Source organism: Novosphingobium sp. (genome assembly GCF_024642085.1).
Taxonomy (GTDB): Bacteria; Pseudomonadota; Alphaproteobacteria; order Sphingomonadales; family Sphingomonadaceae; genus Novosphingobium.
On record NZ_JAHEBV010000006.1, the window covers coordinates 1 to 15,708 of the forward strand.

Consider the following 15,708-nt stretch of genomic DNA (forward strand, 5'->3'; position numbering starts at 1 on the left):
AAGAAACGGTCGGGGCCGGCATCCGATCGGTCGTGCCCGGTTCGCCCGAAGCGGAACAGCTGAAAGCCGCGCTGATCGGACAGGGCATGTGGTCACAATATCTCGAAGTTGCCATTGGCCCCGATGCAGAAGTGTTTTCCAAAGCGCCGGTCCTGTCGTCCGTGGGCACTGGCGAACCCATCGGTGTGCGATCGGATTCGACCTGGAACAATCCCGAACCCGAAGTCGTGCTGATTTGCGACAACCACGGTGAAGTGATCGGCGCAGCACTGGGCAATGACGTCAACCTGCGCGATTTCGAAGGACGGTCGGCGTTGTTGTTGTCCAAGGCCAAGGATAACACGGCAAGCTGCGCCATCGGGCCGTTCATCCGCCTGCTTGATGCAGGTTTCACTCTGGATGATGTGCGTAAGGCCGACGTCCGCCTCACCATCGAAGGGACCGATGGCTACCACCTTGAAGGGGTCAATCACATGGATCAGATCAGCCGCGATCCGCTCGAACTGGTCCGGCAGGCGATAAGCGAGCATCATTATCCTGACGGGATCGCACTGTTTTGCGGAACGTTGTTTGCGCCCGTGCAGGACCGCGGCACGCCAGGTGCAGGCTTCACCCACAAGTTGGGCGATCGGGTGACTATCGCGTCGCAGCGGCTGGGACGGCTGGTCAATACGGTCACCACATCGCGAGATGCGCCGCCCTGGACCATGGGGCTGGGAGCATTTATCCGCAATCTGGCTGCGCGCGGCCTGGCGGAGAAGGTCTGATGGCAGAGCCCCTGATCCGCAATGTCTACCCCAGCCTGGCCGGCAAGCGCGTTATCGTAAGCGGCGGCGCGGCGGGAATCGGCGAAGCCATCGTTGAAGGTTTCGCCCGGCAAGGCGCCGCAGTCGCGTTCGTGGATATCGACAAGGCAGCGGGGCAGTCGGTCGCTTTCCGGCTGGTCGATGCGTTCGTGCCGCCGGTCTTCTATGCCTGCGACATCAGCGACTGCGATCGTTATGTGCAGACAATCGGCCAGATTTCAGACAGTCTTGGCGGCTGTGACGTGCTGGTCAACAACGCCGCCAACGACGATCGCCACAGCGTCGGCAATGTGACCGGACAATACTGGGACGAACGCATGGCCGTGAATCTCAAACATCAGTTTTTTGCAGCTCAGGCCGTCATTCCGGCCATGACCGCGGCCGGCGGCGGCAGCATCGTCAACATGGGTTCGATCAGCTGGCACCTTGGCCTGCAAGATCTGGCCATCTACCAGACGGCCAAGGCGGCGATCGAAGGTCTGACCCGCAGCCTGGCGCGCGATCTGGGGCGGCACAACATCCGCGTCAACACCATCGTCCCCGGCAACGTCCAGACACCGCGCCAGCAAAAATGGTACACGCCCGAGGGCGAAGCCGAAATCGTTGCAGCCCAGTGTCTTGATGGCCGCATCCTGCCAGCCGATATTGCGGCGATGGCCATGTTTCTGGCCAGTGATGATGCCAGGTTCTGCACCGCCCACGCCTATTGGGTCGATGCGGGGTGGCGTTGATAACCGAAGCCAGGTCCGTCTGCGCAGCGCAGGCACTTTTAGGCGAAGGCCCGGTATGGGATGCGGCGCGCCAGGTCCTGTGGTTTGTCGATATCAAACGCCGGCTGCTGTGGTGCCATGATCCGGCCGATGGCGTGAACACATCGTTCCCGGCGCCCGGTCAGATCGGATGGGCCCTTCCCGCAGAAGATGGACTGCTGCTGTGCGGTTTGCAGGACGGGCTTTACCGGTTCGATCCTGCAACGGCCCTCTTTTCGTTGCTGTGCACGGTGCCCGGCGAACCAGCGGGAAACCGGCTTAACGATGCCTGCACCGATCCCTGGGGCAGGGTCTGGTTCGGCTCGATGGACGATGCGGAATCCCAACAAAGCGGGCGGTTCTATTGCTTCGACCGCGGCAGCGTGACCCCGGCAGGGCCATCAGGCTATGCCATCACGAACGGGCCGGCGGTCGATCCGCTGCACGGGCTGATCTATTTTACCGATACCCTGGGCAAACGCATTGTCGTCGCCGATCTTACCGCAGCGGGTGCAGGCGATATCCGCCCCTTTGCGGATTGCGCGCGCGATTTTCCTCAGGCCTATCCCGATGGCCCGGTCGTCGATGCCGAAGGCTGCCTGTGGACGGGTTTGTACCTGGGCAGTGCTGCAGCTCGCTATGATGCCCGCGGCACGCTGATCGATCGCGTTGCCATGCCCGCGCGCGATGTCACCAAGATCGCCTTTGGCGGCGTGGATCTTATGACCATGTTCGTCACCACGGCCACCAAAGACGTGGCGGATGACGAACGCCGCAATTGTCCCCTTGCCGGGCATCTGCTTGCCATGCCGTCATCGGTGCGCGGGACGGTTTCGGTTCCGGTGCGGTGGTGAAGCGGGCCAGAGCGGGGCGGCGCGTGCAGCATGCGCCATATCGGACTGCCAATCAGTGGTTGTGCCGCGGCAACTTGCGTGCGGTGCCCCGATACTTGACCGCAAACTCCATCACCGCTCCCGCGCCAAGCTGCCCGGTTTTTTCGCGGTAGAGTTCTTCCCACGGCGTTTGGCCGGGGGGAACGACAGGCGCCGGACCGCTGGCCAGACGGCGCGCGATTTCATCCGGTTCGACCAGTGCATCGCAGGTCCGCGCGTTAAGATCGACCCGGATCACATCACCGTCGCGCAGCCATGCGAGGCCGCCCCCGACTGCCGCTTCAGGACTGGCGTTCAGAATGGATGGACTGTCGCTGGTTCCCGACTGGCGGCCATCACCAAGCGTCGGCAGCCACTGCACCCCTGCGCGGATCAATGCGTCGGGCGGCTGCATGTTGACCACTTCGGCGCTTCCGGGCCAGCCGATCACCCCTGCCCCGCGGATGACCAGGATCGATCCCGCATCGATCGCCAGGCCGGGATCGTTGATGCGGTGGTGGTAATCGTCCGATCCGTCAAAAACCGCTGCCCGCGCTTCAAACACATTCTCGGACCCGGGATTCATCAGGTAACGCGCCCTGAATTCGTCCGAAATGACCGAGGTCTTGAGGATGGCAAAATCGAACAGGTTTCCGCGCAGCACCAGAAACCCGGCCTTGTCCTTCAGCGGGTCGGCATAGGGGCGGATCATTTCGCGATCCGGGCTCTCTCGGCCGGCAAGGTTATGGGCGATGGTTTGCCCGGTGCAGGTCAGCGCGCTGCCATCCAGTTTACCAGCCTGGAGCAATTCCCACAGCGCGGCGGGCACCCCGCCGGCACGGTGAAAGCGTTCGCCCAGGTATTGGCCGGCAGGCTGCATATTCACCAGCAGAGGCAAGTCATAGCCATGATCCTGCCAATCATCAGCGTCCAGCGCCACGCCGGCATGGGCGGCCATCGCCGCTACGTGCGGCTGTGCATTGGATGATCCACCGATGACGCTGACTGCGGCAATCGCATTGCGGAATGCGGCGGGCGTAAGAATGTCCGACGGCTTGAGATCCTCGTGGACCATGGCCACGATGCGCTGGCCGGTGCGATAGGCCATCTGGCCGCGTTCACGGTAAGGGGCGGGAATGGCCGCGCATCCGGTCAGGCTCATCCCCAGTGCTTCGGCAACGGCGTTCATGGTGCTGGCCGTGCCCATGGAATTGCAATGCCCGGCGCTGGGCGCGCTGCCGGTAGCGCGGCGAAGAAACTCCGTCTCGTCGATTTCGCCAGCCGCCAACTTGCGGCGGCTGCGCCAGATCACCGTGCCCGAACCGACCAGTTCGCCGTCATGCCAGCCGTCCAGCATCGGACCGCCGCTTAGTACAATGGCCGGGATGTCGACCGTGCTGGCCGCCATGATCTGGCTGGGGGTCGTCTTGTCGCAGCCGGTGGTCAGCACCACCCCGTCGATCGGATAGCCGTTCAGCAATTCGACCAGCCCCAGGTACAGCAAATTGCGGTCAAGGGCGGCAGTGGGACGGCGGCAGTTTTCGAAAATCGGATGAACCGGAAACTCGATCGGAATGCCGCCGGCATCGCGGATGCCGTCGCGAACCCGCGTGGCCAGATCGATGTGGATGCGGTTGCACGGGCTAAGGTCACTACCCGATTGTGCGATGCCGATAATCGGCTTGCCGCTTTGCAGTTCCTCTGGCGTCACGCCGTAATTCATGAACCGCTCAAGATAGAGCGCGGTCATGTCCGGGCGATCGTGATTGGCAAACCAGTCGCGGCTGCGCAGCGGCGTTTTGCCCGCGCTCATGTTTGCAAACCGGATTTCGCGGTTGGTGCCGACAGCGCCGGCGCGGCATCGGATTCACGTCGGATAAGATCATAGGGCATCACTGCCCGTTCGATCTTGGGAAGTTCGGCGGATCGCTTGGAACGCAGGGCGCGCACGATCGCAGCCACCGCCCAGGCAGTCATTGCCCGGATCGGCTGGCGGATCGTGGTCAGCTCAGGCCAGATCGAGCGCGCCAGATCGGTATCGTCAAAACCGCATACCGATATGTCGTTTGGCACGTCGAGATGCTGACGGTGCGCCACCGCCACCGTTGCTGCGGCCATATCATCGTTCGATGCAAATATGGCGGTGGGCCGCGGATCGAGCGCCAGGAGGCGTTCTGCTGCGGCCATGCCGGATCGGTAATTGAATCGTCCCTGGACCAGCAGTTCGTCAGGCACATCAAGCCCGGCATCCTGCATTGCCTGGCAGAAACCGCCCAGTCGCCGGCCGCTGGCAACCTGTTCGGGATTGCCAATGATGAACCCGATGCGCTTGTGACCCAAGCCGATGATGTGCCGCGTCATATCGTAGGCGGCCTGGAAATCGTCAATGGTCACCGAACCATGGGTGCCGTCGGCCTTGCCCGGCCCGACTGCAATCGCGACGGTATCAAGTTCGGCGACCAGGTCGAGCACCGACTGGTCATCGCACAGCGGCGGCGGCAGAATGAAACCGCTGATCCCGCTTTCGAACATCTTGCGCATCATCGGCTTGGCTTCGTCCGTGCTGTCGCAGCTTTGCACTTCCAGATGCACGTCGCGCCGTCCCGCTTCTTCCAGGGCGCCCATCAGAAACTCTGCCAGATAGGACGCCGAAGGATTGTCGAACAACAGCCCGATACGGACCTGCGCCCCGCCCGCCAGGCTGCGCGCTGCCCGGTTGGGGGTATAGTTAAGCTTGTTGATCGCTTCGAGAACCAGTTCGCGGGTTTCTTCGCGCACGCTGTCTTCGCCGTTGATCACCCGGCTGACCGTCATCGGTGAACACGCAGCAGCACGGGCGACATCGGCGATGGTCGGCGCTTCGCTGCCCCTGCGCGGCGTGCGCACCGCACCTTTTAGAGCCTTGGTCCTGTCACTAGCCATGCCCTTGGCCTTTAGTCGCTGCTGCGCTCATGACAAGTGGGCCGCGCGCCGGATGACGGCAGACAGCAGGCCCGTTTCAAGCCGTTTTCCGGGCGTGTTGACAAGCTCGCTGGCCATCATATGGTAGCGCTAACACAAAGCGTTGCGCAGTCAAGCGGCACCGCCGCGGGAGAGTTTCGATGGTGCTTAAATCCTGGCTTTGCATGGCGTTGACAAGCGTTGCCGTGACCGCCCTGCCCGCTGCACCGGCAATGGCCAAGCAAGCCGCACATGCGCCGTTGCCAGACCGGCCGATGCCCGATGCGGCATACTGGAATGCGCAGTTGCCGGTGGCGCAGCGCGTGGCCGATCTTCTGGCGCGCATGACGCTGGAAGAAAAAGTCGCCCAGGTTACCAGCGTGTGGCAGGGCAAGACCAAACTCCAGCGCGCCGATTTCACTTTTGATCCGGTCAAGGCCCGGGCGGTCTATCCGCATGGGATCGGTTTCTTTACGCGGCCCAGCGACAAGACCGGCCCGGGAAGCCCGCGCGACAATGCTCCGCGCAGCATTGCCGACAGTGTCGCCTATGCCAACGCGGTGCAGAAATGGGCGCGGGAGGGAACACGGCTGGGCATACCTGTCATGCTGCACGAGGAATCGCTGCACGGTCTGGCTGCGCTTGATGCAACAAGCTATCCCATGCCCATTGGCCTGGCTTCGACCTGGAACCCCGACCTGGTCCGCGAAGTGAACCGCCAGATCGCCGGCGAAGCGCGTGCCCGCGGCGTGCAACAGGTCTTGTCCCCGGTCGTCGATGTGGCACGCGACCCGCGCTGGGGCCGGATCGAAGAGACGTTTGGCGAAGATCCGTTTCTCGTCGGTGAAATGGGCGTTGCAGCGGTTGAAGGGCTGCAGGGGGTGGGCAAGAATCCCAAACTCAGCCCCGGTCACGTGATGGCCACGCTGAAGCACATGACCGGGCACGGCCAGCCCGAAAGCGGAACCAACACGGCCCCCGCACCGCTTGGCGAGCGGACCCTGCGCGATTTCTTTTTTCCGCCGTTCAAGCAGGTGATCGATCGCACGGCCGTGGCCTCGGTCATGGCCAGCTATAACGAGATTGATGGCATTCCGAGCCACTCGAACAAATGGCTGCTCGGCACCGTCCTGCGCAACGAATGGAATTACCAGGGCGCGGTCGTCAGCGATTATTTCGCCATCGAAGAAATGGTCAACCGGCATCACGTGGCGGCTGATGTCCCCGAAGCGGCCCGGTACGCACTGGACGCCGGGGTCGACGTGGATTTTCCCGATGGGGTTTCCTATTCGACCCTGCTTGCCCAGGCCAAGGCCGGGACCGTACAGGCCGCCCAGATTGACCGCGCGGTTACACATGCCCTGACGATGAAGTTCAACGCCGGGCTGTTCGAACAGCCGTTCGTTACCGACCTCAAGCCAGCCCTGTCATCCAACACCGCCGCGGCAGTTGCACTGGCACGAAAGGCTGCAGAGCAATCGCTGGTCCTGCTGCAGAACGATGGCACCTTGCCCCTGGCCATGCCAGCGCCCGGTGCGGCGAAACGGACAATCGCGGTCATCGGGTCCAGCGCGCAGAAAGCCCGGCTGGGCAGCTATTACGGGATACCCCGCGCAACCGTAAGCCCGCTGGCCGGGATACAGGCGCTGGTGGGAAGCCGCGCCAATGTGATCTACGCCCCCGGGGTAGAGATAACGAAAAACGACGATTGGTGGGCCGACAAGGTTGAACTGGGCGATCCCCAAACCAACCGCCGGATGATCGCCCAAGCCGTCGAAACGGCCCGCGGCGCTGACACCATCGTGCTGTTTCTGGGCGATACCGAACAAACCAGCCGGGAAGGCTGGGGTGATGACCATCTTGGTGACCGCAGCGATCTTGATCTGGTTGGCCAGCAGAACGAACTGCTTGCCGCGGTCAAGGCCCTGGGCAAGCCGGTCGTCGTCGTGCTCGTCAACGGACGTCCGCCCAGTTACCCGGCGGTAGCCGCCAGTGCCAATGCCGTCCTGGAAACGTGGTACGCCGGCGAACAGCAGGGGGCGGCGATCGCCGATGCGCTGTTCGGGCGGGTCAACCCATCTGGCAAGCTGCCCGTGACGGTCGCGCGCAGTGTGGGCCAGTTGCCGGTTTTCTATGACTACAAGCCCAGCGCGCGGCGCGGGTACCTGTTCGGCACGACCGAGCCGCTTTATCCATTCGGTTACGGTCTTAGCTATACAACGTTCGACATCGGCGCGCCGACCCTGTCAGCAGTCACGATCCGGCCGGGCGAAGCCGTAACCGTGCGCGCAGCGGTGACCAACACCGGCTCGCGCGCGGGGGACGAGGTTGTGCAGGTTTACCTGCGCGACGATGTAAGTTCGGTGACACGCCCGCTCAAGCAACTGGTCGGTTTTACCAGGGTCCGGCTCCAGCCGGGTGAACGGCGCGATGTAGCGGTTGCCATCCGGCCCGAGGCGTTCGGCCTGTGGAACCGCGAGATGAAGTTCGTGACCGAACCGGGCAGCTTTACTCTGATGGTCGGCGCAAATGCACGAGACATCAAGGAGGTAAAGCTGACGGTCGCGCCATGATCGCCGATCGCCGTACCGTACTGGGCGGCCTGGCCAGCCTGCCCCTGGCCGCTTGCGTAACCGCGGCGGACGTAACCGGCGAAGGTTCACTGGCAAGCCTTGCCGCACGCAGCGGACGGCAGTTCGGCAGCGCGATTGCCGCCCGTGGCGGCGGGTCCATCCGCAACCCTGCCTATGCCGCGCTTGTCCGGTCGCAATGCAATCTGGTCGTGCCGGAAAACGAAATGAAGTGGCAGGCGTTGCGGCCTGATGCGGACACGTACGATTTCACCGGGATGGATGCCATCGTGCGCTGGGCTGCGCAGCACGGTCTAGCCGTGCGCGGCCACACGCTTTTATGGCATCGGCCCGAATGGTTTCCGCAATGGCTCAACGCCCATGATTTCGGCGCCAATCCGCGCCTGGAAGCGGAACGGCTGCTCACCGGCCATATCCGCGCGGTGGTTGAACGCTACGGACCGCGCATCACAAGCTGGGATGTGGTGAACGAGGCGATCGATCACCAGGCCCGCGGCCCGGTGCAGACCAGCCTCAGCCGCGCGATGGGGGGCGCCGAGGCGGTCCTTGATCTGGCCTTTCATACCGCGCGGGATCTGGCCCCGGCAAGCGAGCTGGTCTATAACGACTATATGAGCTGGGAGCCGCAGCACGCGGCCCATTGCAGCGATGTACTGCGACTGCTGGAAGGTTTTCGCAAACGCGGCACCCCGGTCGACACGCTGGGTATCCAGTCCCACATCGAAGTTCTTGAAGTGGACCGGGCAACCGGCGTCGGACCGTATCGCGAGCGCGCATGGCGGGATTTTCTGAACGAGGTGACTGGCATGGGTTACCGGCTTCTGATCACCGAATTCGATGTGAAGGACAATGCTTTGCCCGCCGAAGCGGCTGCACGCGATGCCAAGGTGGCGGAATACGCGCGGCGCTACTTCGACGTGATGCTGGACCAGAAAGCGTTGGGCGATGTCCTGGCCTGGGGGCTTGCCGACCGGTTCAGCTGGCTGCAGGACTTTGCGCCGCGGTCAGACGGCCTTGCGCAGCGCTGCTGCCCCTATGATGACCGGTACCGTGCAAAGCCCCTGCGAAACGTTATCGCTGCTGCTCTGACCACCGCGCAGGCGCGCTAACTACCCGACCGAACGACGAAAGTTGGCAAAAAATGCCCGCCGCACCGATGCGGTGCGGCGGGCAGTCTACGCCTGGGAGGGCGCGAAGTCAGAAGTTGCCGCGAACCACGAACGAGAAGCGGCGGTCATTCATAAAGTAAGACCGCGGTGCCAGCTGGGCCGGATCACCGGTGTAGGCCTGCGACGTCTTGGTCACTTCGTTGAGCAGGTTGACACCCTGCACCCCGACCTTGATCTGTTTGGTCAGGTTGAAGAAGATCGACCCGTCAAGCTGCCCCGTCGGCTCGTTGAAAATCGACGTGTAAGGGAAAATCACGTCGGCAACGGTCAACAGGAACCGCGAGCGCCAGTTGTACGCCGCACGAACCGATATCGGCCCCTTTTCATAGAAAACCGCCACATTGAAGTTGTGCTTCGACAGGCCTTCCAGCGGCAGGCTGCCTGGCCTGATCGTGCTGGAATCCACCGGTTCGCCGGTATTCAGGAAGGCATTGGGCAAGCCCGAACTTTCGATATACGAATAGTTCGCGCTCATCCCCAGACCGTCGAACGGCGCCGGAAGGAAATCATAGGTCTGCTGGTAAGCAAGCTCGAAGCCCTTGATCTTCCCGGTTCCGTTATAATTTGCCGGGGCCAGAATGCTGGCATCCAGGGTCACCCCGTTGTTGGTGATCTGGAACGGCTGCGGAGTGGAATAGAAGAACCCGTTCACCGATTTGTAGAACACGTTTGCGGTAAGCGAGCCGACCGGCGCAAAATACCATTCTGCGGTCAGATCGAACTGCCAGGCGGTTGCCGGACGAAGATCCGGATTTCCTGCCGAAAGCAGCAATGTGCCCTGGCTGGTATCGAACGTCAGGTAATTGCGGATGTAGGATGTTTGCGGGCGCGTCAGCACTTTTGAAGCCGCTGCGCGCAAGATCACCTTGGGCGTGACTTCCAGCATCACGTTCAGGCTGGGCAGGAAGTAATCGTAGCTGGTTTCCGTGCTGCGCGGAACAATCGTTGCATTAGCGCCGGTGAAGGCTTGCAGCTGGTTGTACCCCGCCAGACCCAGTGAGCAGACGCCGCCCGGAGGGCTGACCGCCGTACCGGGCGGTGCGCTGGGCGGCGGCGTCGCCGAACAGCGCGCCGCAAAGCTTTGAGCGATGCCAACTTCGCTTGCCGTGGGCACGCGGGTCGCGCTTGACGAATTGACCTTCGTGCTTACCCAGCGAACACCCAGGTTGCCGGCCAGTCGCTTTCCGCCATCGCCAAGATTATCTGTGCCGAAGCGCAGCATGGCGTAGGCCGCGAAGTCCCTTTGCTGGATGTCGGATATTTCGTCAGGCCGGAAATAGGATCCACCGACCGCATCGGCGCGTTCTGCTGCCGGCCGCCACGCCTGGGATCCAGGCGTTGCGCCCTTCGCCAGCCACTGCTGCGAGATCGATTTGAAGATGCCGGCCGATTTCGTGTAATCGTTGATCAGATCGCCGCTGAAATAACGGCTCGATGGCGGTCCGGGTACTTCGCCGCGGAAAAAGTTCGGAAAATCATACGAATCGTAGATGCCCGGCGTCTGGCTTAAACGCACGACATCCGAGCCGGCCCACACTTCCGACAGCACGCCCCAGTTGTAGGTCGTATAGCGAATGGTCTGATCGCGATCCGCATAACGGGCGCCGACCTTTGCCTGGCGGATAAACGAATCGTCGCCAAAGTCGTACGTCAGGTCGCCTTTGAACGCGAACTCGTCACCTTCGCTGCGTTCGAAGTGGTCCATTGCCGCCCGCCAGAACTGGACATCGTTGCTGGCAAAATAATTCGCCTCGCTCAGGCCGGCCAAGGCGGGATTGCCGCCTGCCCAGGTCTGCGCATACTTCGTTACATTCGGCTTGTGCGGGATGATCACCGGGTATTTGCCGGTAAGGTCCAGTTCCTGATCGGCGAAAGTCGAACCAAAGACGCTGACATCGTCAACATCATGCTTGGACCGGGTGTACTGACCGTCCAGTTCGATCGTCAGTCCGCCTTCGGTCTTGTGCCGGAAGTTCAGGCCAAAATCGTTGTTGGTCTGCTCTTCGAAAACCTGGCGACGGGACAACGTCTGCTGCACGCCGCCATAGGGCACGTAGGTCGAACCATCATTCGGCCCGGCGCCGCGCCACCCTGATGCCGGGCTGGTGATATAGCCCGACTGGAACAGCCCGTTGGCATCATACTGGTAATTGCTGAACCCGGTAGTGGCGCACTGCACGTCACCTTCGCTCGCCGCTTGGCCGCCAGCATTGGGATTCAGGAAGCAGCCGCGCGGATAGGTGTTGTATTCCGCATTGTCCGGCGCCGATTCAAACGTGCGCTCACCCCAGGCGTTGGTGGTGTGCGACCGGATAAACTGGGCAGTAAGCAGTGTATTGCGGTCCGAACTTTCGAACTGCGCGGCTGCCGCAATACCATCGCGTTTGCGATCGAAATCCTGGGTACGGAACTGACCGCCAACCGGTGCATACCGCAGGCTGGCCAGATCGACGAAACCGTCCGCACCGGCGGTTTGCGCGGCGCCGCAGGTTCCGGAAGCGGGCAAGGTTGTCGCATCGCCGCTACCGGGCAGGCGGTTGCGGCAGACAAAGCTGTCAAGCGCATTGGCCTGGCGCACGGATGATCCGTCGCGGGTCTGGTAGTTGGCGATCTGGATGCCATCGGCCCGGCTTTTGATCCGCGAATAGTTGCCGCTGATCAGCAGGCCGAACGTGCCTGCATCGGTATCCCAGGTGTTGCTGATCAGACCAGAGAAGCTGGGGGTCCATTCCTTGCGGAAATCGCCATAGTTCGCCTCGGCACTGAAGCCGATGTGGAAACCGCGGTTGTCGAGCGGCTTGCGCGTGTTGAGGTTGACCGTGCCCGCCAAACCGCCTTCGATCATGTCAGCGGTCGAGTTCTTGCTTACGATGACCGATCCCAGAAGTTCAGCCGGGATATCGGCAAAATTGATTGCCTGGCCGTTCACACCGGCAGCAAAGGCGTCGCGTCCGTTGAACTCTGACCGCACGAAGTTAAGGCCGCGGATGACCACGCCCGAACCTTCGACCGAAAAGTGATCCGGATCGTTCGATCCGGCAAAGCGGTTGATCGCAACACCAGGGACGCGCTGCAGGGCTTCGGTTACCGAACGGTCCGGCAGGGCACCGATATCTTCGGCAGTAATGGCGTCGACCACGGTATCGGCTGACCGCTTGATGTTCTGGGCGTTTTCCAGCGAGCGGCGAATGCCGGTGACGATGATTTCGCTGGTTGGCGCATCAGCGCTGTCGGCCGGCTGCTGGGTTGCAGTGCTGCTTTGCGCCGCTGCCATTGCCGGTGAAAGCAACAGACCGATAACCGCCAGCGATGCGCTGCCTTTCAAACTCACGACGCGTGCCGGAAACCGTACGTGCGTGGCCATATGCCTTTCCTCCCCATGTTAGCGCTACCATTTTGGCGCGCCCGACGCCGAAAGCGTTTTATTGATTGCATCCGGATATCCGCGATCCTATCGCATTGCAAGAGGGAGATCAGCAAAATGGTAGCGGAACCATTGCAGGGCTGCCGCAGCTTGGGTATCTGCCCGCCCCATGCCTGACGTCCGCCCCATTTCACGCGTTGTCATCGTCGGTGGCGGAACCGCAGGCTGGATGACGGCTGCAGCGATGTCGCGCTTTTTCAATGACGGGCAGCGGCAGATCACAGTGGTCGAATCGGACGATATTGGCACTGTCGGCGTGGGCGAAGCGACGATACCGCCTATTGCCACTTTCAACCGCATGCTCGACATCGACGAAAACGAGTTTTTGCGGGCCACCCGCGGGACCTTTAAACTTGGGATCGAGTTCGTAAACTGGGGCCAACTCGGAGACCGGTACTTCCATCCGTTCGGATCCTATGGCGAAGACCTTCACGGCATATCGTTCCATCAGCTCTGGTTGCGTGAGGCCGCGCGGGCGGGCGGCGGGTCGATATCCGATTATTCGATGTGCACGGTTGCCGCCGCTCAGCGCCGGTTCGGGCGGCCAAAGGCCGGGGCGCAAAGCCTGGTTTCGCAGATTGCCTATGCATTCCATTTCGATGCCGGACTTTATGCCAAGTTCCTGCGCGGTCTGGCGGAACGACAAGGGGCCCGCCGGATCGAAGGCAAGATCGTTCACGTCCACCGCGACGGACAAAGCGGCGATGTCACTTCGGTTGAACTGGCCGGCGGCGAACAGGTTGGCGGCGATCTGTTTATCGATTGCTCGGGATTTCGCGGCTTGCTGATCGAAGAAACGCTGGAAGCCGGTTTCGAGGACTGGAGCCACTGGCTGCCGATGGACCGTGCAATCGCCCTGCCGACGCGCAACGTGACATCGCCGGATCCTTTCACGCGTTCAACCGCGCACGGCGCAGGCTGGCAATGGCGCATCCCCCTGCAGCACCGTACCGGCAACGGGCACGTGTTCTGCAGTGCCTATATGCAGCCGGATGAGGCGGAACGCATCTTGCTAGCCGGGGTTGAGGGAGAGCCGCTGGCCGAGCCGCGCATGCTCAGCTTCCGAACCGGGATGCGGCGCCAGCCATGGAAAAACAACGTGGTGGCAATTGGCCTTTCGTCCGGTTTCATCGAACCGCTTGAATCGACCGCCATCCATCTGATCCAGAACGGCATTCACCGGCTGTTTGCCCTGTTCCCCGACAACCCGGTCACGCCGCTGGAACGGGATGAATACAACCGCGGTATGGGTGAACTTTACGCCGATGTGCGCGATTTCGTGATTCTCCACTACAAGGCCACGCAGCGCAGCGACACCGCGTTCTGGCGGTATGTGCGGGATATGGAAGTCCCCGATTCGCTGGCCCGAAAGATCGAACTGTGGAAGCGCCGTGGCCGCGTGTTCCGGGAAAATGTGGAACTGTTCAGCCAACCCAGCTGGATAGCGGTCATGCTGGGGCAGAACATCGTACCCGAACGGTGGGAGCCGATTGCCGATACCCTGGACGAGGACAAGGTCGCTGCGGCCATGGCGCAGATGCGCGCGGCCTATCAGGCGGCGGCAGCATCCCTGCCTGGTCAGGAAGAGTTTCTGCGCCGAGCCGGAGGCTGGGGCGCATGAACGACAGCGGCCCGATCCGCCGCATCGTGATCGTCGGAGGCGGTACCGCCGGCTGGATGGCAGCCGCCGCGCTGTCCAAAGTGCTGCACGGTATGCCGGGGCTGACTATCGAACTGGTCGAAAGCGAGGCAATCGGCACCGTAGGGGTTGGCGAGGCGACCATTCCGCAGATCATTGCTTTCAACACCCTGCTGGACATCGACCACGCAGCCTTCATGCGAGAGACGCGGGCCACCTACAAATTGGGAATCGAGTTTGTCGACTGGCGGCGCATCGGCCACAGCTACATTCATCCCTTCGGCGGCTTCGGCATCGATATGCTGGGGATCGAGTTTCACCACTTCTGGCTGCGCGGTCAGCGGCTGGGGGAAACCGCGCCGCTGGATGCTTATTCCATTGCGGCCGTTGCGGCCGCGATGGGCCGCTTCGATTTGCCGCGGCCGGACTTGCCCAATTCGCCCATGGCCAAGCTGGCCTACGCATTCCAGTTCGACGCGTCCCGTTATGCCCGTTTGCTGCGCACAATTGCAGAAGGACGCGGCGTCAAGCGTACCGAGGGGCGAATACGTTCGGTTGAACAGAACCCGCTCAGCGGCTTTGTCGAAACGGTGACGCTGGAAAATGGCATTACGGCGGCGGGCGACCTGTTCATCGACTGTTCGGGCTTTCGCGCGCTGCTGCTTGGGGAAACGCTGGGGGTGCCGTTTACCGATTGGAGTGAATGGCTGCCGTGCGACCGCGCGGTTGCAATCCCTTGTGCCTTGGGCGGGGCCGATCTGCCCCTGACCCGATCGACCGCACGCCCGGCCGGGTGGCAGTGGCGCATTCCGCTGCAGCACCGGATCGGCAATGGGCACGTGTATTGTTCAGCCTTTACCACCCAGGAACAAGCAACGCAGTTGCTGCTGGCAAACCTGGACGGCAAGCAGCTGGCCGATCCCAACCACCTGCGCTTCACCGCCGGGCATCGCGCCCGCGCGTGGGACAAGAACGTCGTTGCGCTGGGATTGGCGGGCGGATTTCTTGAACCGCTTGAATCGACATCGATCCATCTGGTGCAAAGCGGGATTGCCCGGTTGATGACACTGTTTCCGACCAGCGCCTTTTCAGCAGCAGAAATAGACCGGTACAATCGGGAATCGGTGCAGGACTATGTTGATATCCGCGATTTCCTGGTTTTGCATTACCGCGCGACGGAACGAAACGATTCTGCCTTTTGGAACCATTGCCGCAACTTGCCCGAACCCGCCGGACTGGCCGAAAAAACGGCCATGTTTGCTTCGTCTGGCCGTATCATCCGCGAGCACAACGAACTGTTTACCGAGGCCAGCTGGCTTGCCGTATTGGTTGGGCAAGGCGTAGAGCCCGGCGGTTACCATCCGCTGGCCGAAGCACTGGAAGCATCCGAACTGCATCGACGTCTGGATCATATCCGCGCAGTCATAGCTGATACGGCCGGGCGTCTGCCCACCCAGCGTCAGCATTTACAGGCAATCGGCGGCGCAGCATCGGTTGAGCAGGCGGTCGCGTAAATCG

At 62.1% G+C, this 15,708-nt stretch carries 10 protein-coding genes; 7 read left to right on the forward strand and 3 right to left on the reverse strand.

Annotation, left to right across the window (positions count from 1 at the left end; all coding sequences use genetic code 11):
- The 3 genes from Q0L62_RS03870 to Q0L62_RS03880 all read left to right on the forward strand — a co-directional run.
- Positions 1 to 767, forward strand: a 767-nt coding sequence (locus tag Q0L62_RS03870) for a fumarylacetoacetate hydrolase family protein (RefSeq protein ID WP_296676701.1), incomplete at its 5' end; no start/stop codon positions are given.
- 11 nt (positions 768 to 778) lie between these two features.
- Complete coding sequence (locus Q0L62_RS03875; protein WP_296676968.1) at positions 779 to 1,537, forward strand: SDR family NAD(P)-dependent oxidoreductase; 759 nt, start codon at positions 779 to 781, stop codon at positions 1,535 to 1,537.
- Positions 1,528 to 2,409, forward strand: a complete 882-nt coding sequence (locus Q0L62_RS03880) for an SMP-30/gluconolactonase/LRE family protein (RefSeq protein ID WP_296676703.1) — start codon at positions 1,528 to 1,530, stop codon at positions 2,407 to 2,409. Before Q0L62_RS03875 ends, Q0L62_RS03880 begins: the two co-directional genes overlap by 10 nt.
- A 52-nt stretch (positions 2,410 to 2,461) precedes the next feature.
- Here the strand turns inward: Q0L62_RS03880 and Q0L62_RS03885 are convergent, their stop codons facing one another.
- Both Q0L62_RS03885 and Q0L62_RS03890 read right to left on the reverse strand, forming a co-directional pair.
- Positions 2,462 to 4,240 carry an IlvD/Edd family dehydratase gene (locus Q0L62_RS03885; RefSeq protein WP_296676706.1) on the reverse strand — a complete coding sequence of 593 codons (1,779 nt, stop codon included), beginning with the start codon at positions 4,238 to 4,240 and terminating at the stop codon, positions 2,462 to 2,464.
- Entirely contained in the window at positions 4,237 to 5,349 is a 1,113-nt protein-coding gene (locus Q0L62_RS03890; protein ID WP_296676709.1) for a LacI family DNA-binding transcriptional regulator, read from the reverse strand. Before Q0L62_RS03890 ends, Q0L62_RS03885 begins: the two co-directional genes overlap by 4 nt.
- 179 nt (positions 5,350 to 5,528) lie before the next feature.
- Between Q0L62_RS03890 and Q0L62_RS03895 the strand changes: the two genes are divergently transcribed.
- Together Q0L62_RS03895 and Q0L62_RS03900 are read left to right on the forward strand one after the other, a co-directional pair.
- The gene (locus Q0L62_RS03895) at positions 5,529 to 7,940 is read left to right on the forward strand and encodes a glycoside hydrolase family 3 N-terminal domain-containing protein (protein WP_296676712.1); all 2,412 of its coding nucleotides are present in this window, start codon (positions 5,529 to 5,531) and stop codon (positions 7,938 to 7,940) included.
- On the forward strand, positions 7,937 to 9,067 hold the full coding sequence (locus Q0L62_RS03900; RefSeq protein ID WP_296676717.1) for an endo-1,4-beta-xylanase: 1,131 nt from the start codon (positions 7,937 to 7,939) through the stop codon (positions 9,065 to 9,067). The genes Q0L62_RS03895 and Q0L62_RS03900 overlap by 4 nt, the downstream gene beginning before the upstream one ends.
- Positions 9,068 to 9,155: 88 nt before the next feature.
- Here the strand turns inward: Q0L62_RS03900 and Q0L62_RS03905 are convergent, their stop codons facing one another.
- On the reverse strand, positions 9,156 to 12,491 hold the full coding sequence (locus tag Q0L62_RS03905) for a TonB-dependent receptor (RefSeq protein WP_296676720.1): 3,336 nt from the start codon (positions 12,489 to 12,491) through the stop codon (positions 9,156 to 9,158).
- 169 nt (positions 12,492 to 12,660) lie between these two features.
- On the opposite strand from Q0L62_RS03905, the gene Q0L62_RS03910 reads away from it, so the two are divergent.
- Both Q0L62_RS03910 and Q0L62_RS03915 read left to right on the forward strand, forming a co-directional pair.
- A complete protein-coding gene (locus Q0L62_RS03910; protein ID WP_296676722.1) occupies positions 12,661 to 14,172 on the forward strand; it encodes a tryptophan halogenase family protein in 1,512 nt (503 codons plus the stop codon).
- Complete coding sequence (locus Q0L62_RS03915; protein ID WP_296676725.1) at positions 14,169 to 15,704, forward strand: tryptophan halogenase family protein; 1,536 nt, start codon at positions 14,169 to 14,171, stop codon at positions 15,702 to 15,704. The genes Q0L62_RS03910 and Q0L62_RS03915 overlap by 4 nt, the downstream gene beginning before the upstream one ends.
- Positions 15,705 to 15,708: the final 4 nt, after the last annotated feature.